The 12,209-nt window shown below is 42.1% G+C and carries 10 protein-coding genes and 1 tRNA gene; 3 read left to right on the plus strand and 8 right to left on the minus strand.

The features are described from left to right. Positions 1-97: 97 nt before the first annotated feature. The 4 genes from uppS to rimO form a co-directional block, all read right to left on the minus strand. Positions 98-856, minus strand: a complete 759-nt coding sequence (uppS, locus tag JMW61_RS00345) for a polyprenyl diphosphate synthase (RefSeq protein WP_201548409.1) — start codon at positions 854-856, stop codon at positions 98-100. A 217-nt stretch (positions 857-1,073) separates the two neighbouring features. Then, positions 1,074-1,628, minus strand: coding sequence for a ribosome recycling factor (gene frr, locus JMW61_RS00350; RefSeq protein WP_201548411.1), 555 nt, complete (start codon positions 1,626-1,628; stop codon positions 1,074-1,076). Positions 1,629-1,777: 149 nt separating this feature from the next. Next, complete coding sequence (gene pyrH / locus JMW61_RS00355) at positions 1,778-2,503, minus strand: UMP kinase (RefSeq protein ID WP_110922359.1); 726 nt, start codon at positions 2,501-2,503, stop codon at positions 1,778-1,780. A 183-nt stretch (positions 2,504-2,686) separates the two neighbouring features. Beyond that, positions 2,687-4,267, minus strand: coding sequence for a 30S ribosomal protein S12 methylthiotransferase RimO (gene rimO / locus JMW61_RS00360; protein ID WP_201548413.1), 1,581 nt, complete (start codon positions 4,265-4,267; stop codon positions 2,687-2,689). Positions 4,268-4,400: 133 nt separating this feature from the next. Here rimO and JMW61_RS00365 point away from each other — a divergent pair, with 133 nt between their 5' ends. From JMW61_RS00365 to JMW61_RS00375, 3 genes are all read left to right on the plus strand, one after another. After that, positions 4,401-5,732, plus strand: a complete 1,332-nt coding sequence (locus tag JMW61_RS00365; protein WP_194196959.1) for a two-component system sensor histidine kinase NtrB — start codon at positions 4,401-4,403, stop codon at positions 5,730-5,732. A 101-nt stretch (positions 5,733-5,833) separates the two neighbouring features. After that, entirely contained in the window at positions 5,834-7,627 is a 1,794-nt protein-coding gene (locus JMW61_RS00370; protein WP_201548415.1) for a sigma 54-interacting transcriptional regulator, read from the plus strand. Positions 7,628-7,843: 216 nt separating this feature from the next. Beyond that, positions 7,844-7,928: transfer RNA gene (locus JMW61_RS00375), tRNA-Leu, on the plus strand. 144 nt (positions 7,929-8,072) lie between these two features. Here JMW61_RS00375 and JMW61_RS00380 read toward each other — a convergent pair. From JMW61_RS00380 to JMW61_RS00395, 4 genes are all read right to left on the minus strand, one after another. Continuing rightward, complete coding sequence (locus JMW61_RS00380; RefSeq protein WP_201548418.1) at positions 8,073-9,137, minus strand: 2,3-butanediol dehydrogenase; 1,065 nt, start codon at positions 9,135-9,137, stop codon at positions 8,073-8,075. A 766-nt stretch (positions 9,138-9,903) separates the two neighbouring features. Then, a complete protein-coding gene (locus tag JMW61_RS00385) occupies positions 9,904-10,302 on the minus strand; it encodes a ribbon-helix-helix domain-containing protein (protein WP_201548420.1) in 399 nt (132 codons plus the stop codon). Positions 10,303-10,332: 30 nt separating this feature from the next. Then, positions 10,333-10,893 (minus strand): DJ-1/PfpI family protein, encoded by a 561-nt coding sequence (locus tag JMW61_RS00390; RefSeq protein WP_320158102.1) that lies wholly within the window; start codon positions 10,891-10,893, stop codon positions 10,333-10,335. A 168-nt stretch (positions 10,894-11,061) separates the two neighbouring features. Continuing rightward, positions 11,062-12,090, minus strand: coding sequence for a serine/threonine protein kinase (locus JMW61_RS00395; protein WP_201548424.1), 1,029 nt, complete (start codon positions 12,088-12,090; stop codon positions 11,062-11,064). Between the last annotated feature and the right edge of the window lie 119 nt (positions 12,091-12,209).

Genomic DNA, 12,209 nt, shown 5'->3' on the forward strand with positions numbered 1-12,209 from the left:
TTGAAGCGGTTTATTATTTCATAAACAACCAATATTAACTACTCATACGATAACGGCTTTGCAAAATGCTAAGTAAAGGCTTAAAGAAACAACAGTTTTAGGGCCTGTCTTGCTCTGTCACTATCTGCTCACTGGTTTTGCCAAAGCGGCGTTGACGTTGAGCAAACTCTGTTACCATCGTCGCCAACTCATCTGCTGCAAAATTCGGCCATAACGTTTGGGTGAAGAACAACTCAGCGTAGGCTGATTGCCACAATAAGAAATTGGAGATTCGGTATTCACCGCCCGTACGTACTAACATGTCTACGGCTGGTTCGTCTGCTAACTGAACATACTCACCGAGCATTTCTTTATTGATATCATCAGTACGTAACTGTCCTGACTCTATTTGCTGCGCCAACTGTTTTGCAGCATTCGCAATATCCCACTGTCCACCATAACTGATAGCGATAACTAAGGTCATGGCTTCAAAGTCTGCCGTTTTTGCTTCAGCATCTGCCATCAATGCTTGTAAGTCAGCACTCAGCTGACTTCGATCGCCAATGAAACGTAAGCGTATACGGTACTCATACATGCGTGGTATTTGTTCATGAATAGTCGAGGCTAACAGCTGCATTAACAGTGCTACTTCACTAGGCGGACGTTGCCAGTTCTCACTAGAAAAGGCAAATACCGTCAACACTTCGATACCAGCATCCACACAATACTCAACGATGGGATCTAGTGCGTCTTTGCCAGCGACATGCCCTTGGCCTTTTCCTAAGTCATTGGCTTTGCCATACCGATTGTTACCATCCATAATGATAGCGATATGACGAGGAAGAATAGCAGGAGCCAAAACGGCTGAAGTGGACATAGGCGAGCTTGCTTATTGTTGAGGTAAGATAATGATAACGTGTGCGAGGGCGATTAAAAAGCGTCAGACAGACAATTCATAAATTTATCATAATGCAGTCATCAGGTGCTTAGCACTCACGCAATAATAAGCAGCCAATAGCGTTGGCACATTGGCTGCTTATTATTAGAGCGATGACTTAACTAACTATTGTCATAAACAACAATAAAATTAGTTTTTAGACGTCCATCAAATCGCTTTCTTTTTTGGTCAAACTTTTATCGATAATTTCGATATATTTGTCAGTGATTTTTTGGATATCATCACTGGCGCGGCGCTCGTCATCTTCTGATATTTCTTTTTCTTTTGCTAAGTCTTTAATATCATTCATCATGTCGCGGCGAATATTACGGATAGAGACTCGGCTGTTCTCAGCTTCTCCACGCGCAAGCTTTTGCATGTCGCGGCGTGTTTCTTCCGTCAATGCTGGCATCGGTACACGAATCACATCAGCAGTCATTGGGTTTAGACCCAAATCTGCTTCACGGATAGCTTTATCAATCGCTTGTACCATAGTACGGTCAAACGGTTGAACAAGCAGTGTACGTGAGTCTTCAACGTTTACACTCGCCACTTGATTGAGGGCGGTATCAGCACCGTAGTAGCTGACCATCACACCTGACAACATACCTGGGTGGGCACGGCCTGTACGAACTTTACTGAAAGTATTCTGCAGCGCTTCCAACGTTTTTTGCATGCGTGCTTCGCCGTCTTGCTTAATCTCTTTAATCATCATGTGTCCTTATTTATCGCTACCGACAAATCATTCATTGTTGTGAGTTATATCAGTAGTCGCTATTAATCATTAGTATTGATTATCAGCGACTGACGTAACTTTAATTATTTACGTTGTGATATTAATGCTGGGCATATCAGAGCAGATTAGTGATAAACACGTGTGCCTTCATTTTCACCCATAATGACATTTAATAACGCGTTAGGCTTGGTCATATCGAAAACTTGTAGCGGTACGTTGTGTTCACGGCACAAGGCAATAGCAGTTAAATCCATAACGCCAAGCTTTTGCTCTAACACTTCGTCAAACGTTAAACCGTCGTATTTGACCGCATCAGCATGCAGGCTTGGGTCTTTGTCATAAACGCCATCGACTTTGGTCGCTTTTAAAATCAAGCCCGCTTCGATTTCGATACCGCGCAAGCAAGCAGCGGTATCAGTGGTGAAGAATGGATTGCCTGTACCCGCCACAAAGATGCAGACATCGCCGTTTTTCAGATAACGAATCGCGTTACGACTGCTATAGCTTTCGGTCACTTCGCCAATAGGAAGTGCTGACATCAGGCGCGTTTTAATGTTACGGCGCTCAAGGGCATCACGCATCGCTAAACCATTCATAACTGTCGCTAGCATACCCATTTGATCGCCTGTAACGCGGCCAACCAATCCTTCTTTTTGCAATTGGGCACCGCGATATAAGTTACCACCGCCGACCACGATACCAACTTGGACACCAAGTCCACGCAAATGGGCAATAGACAAACTCATTTTATCAAGCACTTCGGTATCAATACCCATGTCTTTGCCACCAGCTAAGGCTTCGCCAGAGAGTTTTAGCAAAATACGAGAGTAACGCGGGTTTTTGTCAGACATGAGATCACCTTGTTATCATTAAATTATAATTAAAGTTATCGGTAAAATACAAATGGAGTTTGCCTTTGGTCTTGACGACACCGACATACTTGATGATAAGCATGCCAAAAGGCTAAATTGCGCTAATTGTAGCAAAAACTGCCCTTTGTGGGGCAATTTTCACTTGTCTATCGTGTTAGGCTTTTAACCTTTATAGCTGCCAAACAAGTCATATTCGCTAGCATCGTCAATAGTGACGGTTAAGAACTGCCCGACTTTGACTTGTGCAGTGATGTCATCAACGTAGACGTGACCATCAATTTCAGGTGCATCCGCATAGCTACGGCAAATCGCAATACCTTCTTCACTATCAATCTCATCGACCAATACCATCAAGGTTCTGCCGATTTTTTCTTGTAGCTTTTGCGCTGAGATATCTTGTTGTAACGTCATCAAACGCTCGTAACGAGATTTTTTAACGTCTTCAGGCACTTGATCTGGCAAATCATTGGCCACGGCACCTTCAACTTCTGAATAGGTAAAAGCACCAACACGATCAAGGCGCGCTTCAACCAGCCAATCAAGCAAGCATTGAAAGTCTTCTTCTGTCTCACCAGGGAAGCCAACAACGAAAGTTGAGCGAATAACGATATCAGGGCAAATCTCACGCCATGCTTTGATACGTGCCAAAGTGTTTTCGCTATGTGCTGGACGTTTCATCGCTTTTAGGATGCGATGACTGGCATGCTGGAAAGGAATGTCCAAATAAGGCAAGAGTTTCTTTTCGCCCATTAATTCAACGACTTTGTCTACATGTGGATATGGGTAGACATAATGCAAGCGTACCCAAATACCCAAGTCATTCAGTGCTTTGCATAAGTCGTAGAACTTCGACTTCAGCGGCATACCATTCCAAAAACTGGTCCTATACTTTAGATCCAGTCCATAAGCGGAAGTGTCTTGCGAGATAATTAATAATTCTTTCACGCCAGCATTTTTCAGCGCTAGTGCTTCATTCATGACGTTATCAATTGGACGTGAGTCCAAGTCGCCACGTAAGCTTGGAATAATGCAGAAAGTACAACGATGGTTACAACCTTCAGATATTTTTAGATAGGCATAATGACTTGGGGTCAATTTGATACCCGCCTCATTGATCAAATCTATTTTAGGATCGTAGTTTGCATCCTTACTGCGATTTGGCTTGGGCACGTGCTGGGCAACTGCCGTAATAACTTCGTCATAGGCATGAGCACCCGTCACTGCGAGTACCGCTGGGTGCATTGCACGAATTTTATCCGCTTCCTTACCCAAACAACCCGTCACGATGACCTTGCCGTTTTTGCTAATGGCTTCACCGATTGCATCAAGCGACTCTTGTACCGCTGATTCAATAAAACCGCAAGTATTGACCACGACCAAATCCGCACCTTCATAGTCGCTGGCTACTTGATAACCATCACGGCTCAACTCGGTGATGATACGCTCGCTATCCACCAAAGCTTTTGGACAACCTAACGATACAAAACCAATTTTTGGCGCTGCACTAACTGGCATCGTAGCAGTCGTTAAATCACTACTTTGCTCAATACTGCGGTTTTGGTTATGATTGGCTTTATGATGGTAAGGTTGTTTAGTATCTGTTTGACTAACATCTGCCTGACTATCTTGCGCTATATTTGGCTTGGCAGGATTAAAAATAGTGGCAGTGTCTTTTGGAGCGCTAGAAGCTGACGGTGAGGTAGTAATAGTCGGATTGACCGACTCGGTAGAAGTTTTGGGCATGGCTAACCTTGCTAGAGATAAAGTGGCTGTGCGCATTGTACGTTTTTTTTGCAAAAATCGCCAGTTTTGCCGCTCTATAGTGTTGATTTATGGTTAAATATTATATTGAGTATTTTTTTGTAGGCGCCGACCCATGACAACCCATTTGACAACCGCAAAATCGACACCTGATTTGGCATTCATCTCACAGCATTTGTTCACAGCCATCTTGTGGGTCAATGAAGATCTTTGTATCACTTGGCTAAACGCTCAAGCCGAACAACTACTGGCTATCAGTAGTGGCAGACTGCTCAAGCAACCTATATTGTCATTACTCGCACCCGAAGAGTTAAAACCCAAAGACAGCACTACCATCAATAGTGACGAAGTCTATGAGCAAAACTGCTCTTTAGCTGAAAGGTTTGAGCTCGCAAGACAATATCAGCAACCATTCATTGATCATGACCACATCATAAATACGCAACTGAATGGTAATTTATCATTTTCAGTCGATTATAGCGTGACGCCGCTCATCTACGAGCAGAAGACGTATTTTATCATCGAAATGTGGGGCAAAGATCGCCAAAGTCGCATATCAGAAGAGCAACGTCAGCAGCAGCAATATGGTGTGGCACGTCATATGCTACGCTCAGTCGCCCATGAGATAAAAAACCCGCTGGCTGGCATTCGCGGTGCTGCACAACTATTACAACGAAAATTTATCAAATTCAGCGATGACGCTACTCTTAACAGAGAGCCTTCGACTTCTATAAGCAGCAAAAACTCTGGTTCGAATCACAATGACGAACTACAAAAGACCACCGAAAAACTACGTGGCTATACCGATATCATTATTTCAGAGACGGATCGCTTAACCCATTTGGTAGGACAGTTCCTCGGATCTAATCAGCTGCCAAACTGGCAAACTCTGAACATCCATGAACCACTAGAGCATGTACTGTCATTAGTCATCAACCAGTACCCGCAATTGACGCTACAGCGAGATTATGATTTATCGTTGCCTGAGCTATGCGCTGATAAAGACCAATTAATTCAAGTATTTTTAAACCTGATTAATAATGCTTGTGAGTCCATGACTGAGTTCGAACAGACGCTGCAACAGCAAGAGCTATCGGAAGCCAAAAAGTTGCAATCTACCGATTCAGAGACTGACAGTGATGGCCATATAAATTACCAGCCAACCCTACATATCCAAACGCGGGTCGCCTTTCAGCATACCATTATTGGACACCAGCACAAACAAGTCTTACAAGTAAACATTACCGATAATGGATCAGGGATTGATCCAGAATTGATTGGACAAATATTTTTCCCAATGGTAACCAGCCGTGCTGCAGGGACTGGTCTAGGATTATCTATTGTGCAAGATATCATCAGCCATCATCGTGGTATGATTGATGTCAGCTCCACACAGGTACAAGGCCAGCAGCAGACACGCTTTACACTTTACCTGCCATTTCACTAACCAATGATTGCAGTGTAAACAATAGGTATTACTAAAAACGATTAAATCACAAATACGATATTACAATCCTGAACTAACTCATTGCTCATTAGGCCTAATACATGACTGAATATAGCGAAAAACACAAACCTAAAAGCGATAATCAAACGGTAGCCGAGCCACTGCCAAGTGAACCAAGCATAAAAGTAACAGTCAATAATAATCCCAATGTTGACCCAGCAACGTTATGGCTGATCGATGATGATGCCGCATTAAGAATGGTGTTAGCAGATACTTTTGAGGATGCAGGGCTTACGGTTATTAGCTTTACCCAAGCGCAAGCAGCATGGGGACGCCTTAATGATATCTTGCAAGAAACTGAGTCGGTCGCGCAGTTACCCGATGTGATATTGACTGATATTCGTATGCCGATGATGGATGGGTTGTCCTTTAGCGACTGGGTACATCAGCACTTTCCTAAGCTGCCTATTGTCATCATGACTGCTCACTCTGACCTCACCTCTGCTATCAATAGTTATCAAACAGGTGCATTTGAATATCTACCCAAACCATTCGATCTAGATGATGCCGTTGCCACAATCTATAAAGCGATTAACTACCAACCTAATCTGGTGATCGAGAGTAAGGCAACTAAATCTAATACATCTGAAGCGAAAGTAACGGCTGATATAACAGCGAATATTAAGACAAAGTCTGACAATAAACCCAAACCTATTAATCAGGCTAATACGGTCAGCAAAGTCAGTAAAAACCCCAAACTTAAAGCTGATGTCAAAGTAGACACTAGCGCGAATGACAATCCTAGTGGCATTATTGGTCAATCACAAGCCATGCAAACAGTATTTCGTGCTATTGGCAGATTGGCACACTCACCTATTACTGTTTTAATCACAGGTGAATCAGGGACAGGAAAAGAATTGGTCGCCAGTGCCTTACATCAGCATTCTCCGCGTCACCAGCAGCCTTTTATTGCACTCAATATGGCAGCCATTCCGCACGATCTGATTGAGTCTGAGTTATTCGGTCATGCAAAAGGTGCCTTCACTGGTGCGACGACGACCAGACCAGGGCGTTTCGAACAAGCTGATGGTGGGACATTGTTTCTGGATGAAATCGGTGACATGCCGTTTAGCACTCAAACACGACTGCTACGCGTACTCGCCAATGGAGAGTTTTATCGTGTAGGTGGTCAGCAACCCATTAAAGTAAATGTGCGCATCATTGCTGCTACTCACCAAAATTTAGAAGAACTGGTTAAGCAAGGTAAATTCCGCGAGGATTTATTTTATCGCCTTAACGTGATTCGCTTACCCCTTCCGCCATTACGGACACGACGCGAAGACATCCCTGCACTAGCAACTTACTTTATGAAGCGTGCTGCCGAACAAATGGATACTGCACCCAAGCAGCTACATCCGATGGCCGTGCAGATCATGCAGTCTTTTGAGTGGCGCGGTAATGTGCGTCAGCTTGAAAACGTCTGCCTATGGTTGACCGTGATGGCGACTGGCGACACGGTCATGGCGGAGGACTTGCCACCAGAGCTGCTCGAAAACATCCCTTCTAATCTAGAGCCACATCTAGAACAAGATTTGTATAGTGAGGATACGAATAGCCAAGACCATATTCCACAAAGTCAGCTGACCTCTAACACGACAAGTTGGCAGCAAGCACTGGCTATTTGGGCCACACAATCTTTGCAAACCGGAGAAACGGATATTTTGCAGACAGCCACACCTGAGTTTGAGCGTGTTCTACTGACAGCTGCACTCAACCATAGCGGTGGCAAAAAGATAGCTGCTGCCAACTTACTCGGTTGGGGACGCAATACATTGACCCGTAAATTGCAGCAATTAGATGTCACAGCATCAGAAGTGCAAAGAAATCTTGAATAAGGACGTAAAAATCCCAATAAAAAATAATATTAATATCAATTACTTATAATATTTAGACAAAAAAAACGTTAATTAATTAAAAATAATTGCAAATAGGGGTTGCCAAACTATTCAAACTCTATATAATAGCCAACCACTGAGACGCACTACCGAATCAGTTAACTGTCTATATTGTGTTTGATTTTAAACGCTAATAATGATAGAGTAACGGAAAATGGGGCTGTGGCGGAATTGGTAGACGCACCAGATTTAGGTTCTGGCGCCGCAAGGTGTGAGAGTTCGAGTCTCTCCAGCCCCACCATTTTCGGATAGTACATCTTAGACCAAATATCAAAGCCTGCTTTTAGCAGGTTTTTTTACGTCTGGAATTTGTATAAAAAACCCCCGCTAATTAGCGGGAATCATATCAAAGGTATAGTACTGACTCACTGGCGATATACAACGATTATAGATTTGGATTGACGATGATTTTTACTGCTGATTCATTGTTATGAATCAGTGTCTCAAAGCCTTTGGATATCAGATCATCTAAAGCGATGCGCTGAGTAATAAATGGCTCAAGATTGACCAAACCATCTTCAACCAGTTGGATTGTATCTTTATGATTGTTCACGTAGCCAATCGTGCCACGTACATCAAGCTCTTTCATCACCACACTATGTACGTTTATAGTAGCTGGGTGGCTCCAAATAGAAACAATCACGACCACACCAGTCGGTTTACTCAGCTCAACCAATGAATCCAACACCTTATTCACACTAGTACATTCAAAGGCCACATCCACACCGCGATTATCAGTGATGCTCATGACTTCTTTTTTCAAATCAACTTCTGTAGGATCTAATATATAATCAGCAACCCCGCTTTCTTTGGCTTTCTCTTTACGCTTAACACTTAGCTCCGTCAGAATTACAGTGATACCTTTGGCTTTTAGCACCGCAGATAATAATAGACCAATAGGGCCACCGCCACCAACCAATGCCACATCACCTGCTTTAGCACCACTACGCATATACGCGTGATAGCCAACAGCCAACGGCTCAATCAAAGCAGCTTGATCTAATGGAATATTATTGGCGATAGGATGTACCCAGCGGCGTTTCACAGCAATTTTTTCAGACAAACCACCACCACGACCACCCAAACCAATAAAGTTCATGTCTTTTGATAAGTGATAATCGTCACCAAGGCCTGTTGGTACATCATCAGAGATGATATATGGTTCGACCACTACATGCTGACCGACTTCAATATCATTAATACCCTCACCAACGGCATACACAACCCCTGAGAACTCATGCCCCATCGTAATGGGTGCCGACTCGCCTGAAATAGGATGAGGATGACCACACGGCGGAATAAAGATAGGGCCTTCCATAAACTCATGCAAATCAGTACCACAAATACCACACCATGCGACATCAATACCAACTGTGCCTGGTTCTACTGTAGGCTCTGGAATATCTTCAATACGAATATCACCTTTATCATAAAAACGTGCTGCTTTCATATAAAACTCCTTTGTTTATAATCAACATACTCTTGATTGGTATAGTCAATTCTAAATAAAATAGATGCATTTTATATGACACGCGACCGAGTTAAGTTTTTATTTCAGGCTGTGCCTATGCAGACAAAATTGACAAAAATTTCGTCCTCGTCTGGATAACTATTTTTTGTATTGAACTGACTATACAGTTAAAAAACAGGCTAACAATGAGAGTTAATAAAGAATCTATACTTCATTATCCGACTCTAAAAACCCCTTAAAGTATTAGTACTGTTAAGTATTGTTAAATACTGTTAAAAAATAAATTATACTATCCAGTATAACATTTGAGGCAGTTAATACATCCATCATACTCTGACATTTCCTCTCTACACGCTTCGCCAATGCCTTATCAATCATACATTGATAATGACTATCATTTTGATGGCAACTTTAGAATCAGATATTTGCAATATAGAACCCCAATCATGCATCACAAGCGTAATATTCTTTAATACAAGATTTTAAATAAGGGTTTCTTAATAAAAGCTTTTAAGTATAGATATTGGTTACCAAAACCAGTAGAAGAACTTGCTGTCTGAATATGATTATGCACTTGCTATAGGCATAACTAGGGTGTGTCCTAATTTCAGAAATGAGGATGGAAATAAGATAAATTGTCGTCAAACGAGAAAACAATGCTGATAATATCGAGATATTGGCTAGCTATTTGGCAAAATTTAGCCCAGCTAGATAACTATCGTTTGAATTGAGGAAATACCTTAGCCTAATGAACAGATGGATTTCCCTCACTATCATTGAATAAGGCACTACGTTGTTTTTTACGAAAGGTTTCACGTTCAATGATATTTTTTGCATCGACTTTTTCTAAAGGTAATGCTGTTTCGCGAGAAAGATCGCCATCGGCTATTAAGGATAAATAGCGAGAACAACAAACTCTTAAAAAAGAGGTGAAATTGCCAATATCATGATCAGCATCGAGAGATTCTAGGTATAGCTTAGTGATCAGCTGATTCACCGTCATTTGATCCCGAAATGACAACTCTTCTAATATATCCCAAAAAAACACTTCTAAACGAATTGAGGTGACTACTCCCTGAATTCGAAGTGATTTGGTTTTAGAGCTCCACAAGCTGTCGTCAGCCCTGATAAAAAGTTGACACATATAATATCCTCTCTCGACACTAATTAAAGCTTATAGCAAGGCAACAAACTGCTTCAGCATAGCTGGGTGGGCAGGCCATGCAGGAGCCGTTACCAGTTGACCATCTGTAATAGCGCCATCCATAGGTAACTTGACATACTCAGCGCCCGCCATTTCTATTTCTGGCTGACACGAAGGATAAGCAGATACTTTTTTACCCTTTAATACGCCAGCAGCCGTCAGCATTTGTGGTCCATGGCAAACCGATGCAATCGGTTTATTAGTATTTGCGAAATGCTGAATCATTGCAATGACCTTAGCATTCAAACGCAAATATTCTGGCGCACGTCCACCTGGTAAATACAACGCATCGTAATCTGCGACATTGATATCAGCAAAAGACGCGTTAAGGACAAAGTTATGACCGCGTTTTTCGGTATAAGTTTGGTCACCTTCAAAGTCGTGTATGGAGGTCGCGATGCTATCACCTGCCACTTTATCTGGGCAGACCGCATCAACCTCATGTCCCATCGCTAGTAGCGCTTGGAACGGCACCATGTTTTCATAGTCTTCAACAAAATCACCGGTAATGATAAGTACTTTAGCCATGATATTCTCACTGTATTGTAATAAAACATTGTAATGAAATACGGAAACCCAAATTAGTTTATAGCGACTGAGCTTAAAATGAGCCTGAATATCCATTCAAACATAAAAAACAACGACTAGGTAACATGTACATACTACAAACAATCACTTTTTGAAAATTAAATCATAAACTTAGCGATTGTCTAATGACATTAAATCCTTCAAAATATCCTCCATACTCTGATACCGTCTCTCTATCCGCTTCGCCAATGCCTTATTGATCATACATTGATAGTAACTATATTCTAATGGTAACTTTGGAATAGGTTGCTGGCAATGCTCAATAGCCCACGCTTTCAGTTTATCATTGCTATTGCTACTTACCTGAAACGGTCGCTTGCCTGTCAGTATTTCAACCATCATGACGCCAAACGCATAGATATCACTTTGCACCGTTGCACGCTGCCCTTGCCAGCGCTCAGGTGCGAGATATGCGGGTGTACCAGCAGCATTTAATTGGCTATAGGCTAAAGTTATACGTTGTGCTAGAGCAAAATCAGTCAATAATAAATTCGGCATTATGCTGCTATTATCTGCACTATTCAGCAAGGAGCTATCGCAAGAAGTATCCAGCAAAATATTGCTAGGCTTAATATCATTATGCAGCCAGCCAGCATGATGCAAGTTGGCTATCAAATGTGCTGATTGGGTGATGAAATGATGCTTTTGTGACATTATTAGTGATAGATATTTTCGCACATCCAATTGACTCGCCAAGCTACCGTTAGAGTAATAAGGTATAACGATGATTATCAGCTTTTGAGGCTGTTCTGGTATCTGAACGTTTACGCAATGATGCGCCAATAGTGGCGGTGCGATAGCATTATCTTTGATTTTCAATGAAGTATTTACAGCAGCTAAAACGTCTGCTTCATGAGCTAAATCGGGAGAGATAGGATAAGAATCAGCACTCAACTGCCATTTAATCATGACTTGACCAAACTGCGGATGTTGGGCGCGCGTGAATCCTTGATAAGAAGTATTTTCGATATTTTGCGTTTGTTCTGTGCTTTGCTGAGCAATCCGCTGGTGTACTATCTCACTAAAATGTTGTGCGACTAACTCTTGCGTAATAATGGGCAATAATTGCTGAGATTGTCTCTGCAACACTTGTATAGTAAATAAATTACTGGCACTATTTCCCATGGTATTGTTTCTCATAATAGGGTGAGATCACTGCCTTCCCGTTCGTATCATTTCCAAAAATAATAATAGCGCGAATAATTTTGACTAGGGCGTGTTATCAATTAGATTGTGAGACTTAAAATGAGAAAAATTGT

This window comes from Psychrobacter fjordensis (genome assembly GCF_904845995.1).
GTDB lineage: Bacteria > Pseudomonadota > Gammaproteobacteria > Pseudomonadales > Moraxellaceae > Psychrobacter > Psychrobacter fjordensis.

What these genes read in the sequence shown, in the direction of transcription:
- uppS (WP_201548409.1), bottom strand. Translation starts at nt 856, where the DNA reads ATGTCCACTTCAGCCGTTTTGGCTCCTGCTATTCTTCCTCGTCATATC.
- frr (WP_201548411.1), bottom strand. Translation starts at nt 1,628, where the DNA reads ATGATTAAAGAGATTAAGCAAGACGGCGAAGCACGCATGCAAAAAACG.
- pyrH (WP_110922359.1), bottom strand. Translation starts at nt 2,503, where the DNA reads ATGTCTGACAAAAACCCGCGTTACTCTCGTATTTTGCTAAAACTCTCT.
- rimO (WP_201548413.1), bottom strand. Translation starts at nt 4,267, where the DNA reads ATGCCCAAAACTTCTACCGAGTCGGTCAATCCGACTATTACTACCTCA.
- JMW61_RS00365 (WP_194196959.1), top strand. Translation starts at nt 4,401, where the DNA reads ATGACAACCCATTTGACAACCGCAAAATCGACACCTGATTTGGCATTC.
- JMW61_RS00370 (WP_201548415.1), top strand. Translation starts at nt 5,834, where the DNA reads ATGACTGAATATAGCGAAAAACACAAACCTAAAAGCGATAATCAAACG.
- JMW61_RS00380 (WP_201548418.1), bottom strand. Translation starts at nt 9,137, where the DNA reads ATGAAAGCAGCACGTTTTTATGATAAAGGTGATATTCGTATTGAAGAT.
- JMW61_RS00385 (WP_201548420.1), bottom strand. Translation starts at nt 10,302, where the DNA reads ATGTGTCAACTTTTTATCAGGGCTGACGACAGCTTGTGGAGCTCTAAA.
- JMW61_RS00395 (WP_201548424.1), bottom strand. Translation starts at nt 12,090, where the DNA reads ATGAGAAACAATACCATGGGAAATAGTGCCAGTAATTTATTTACTATA.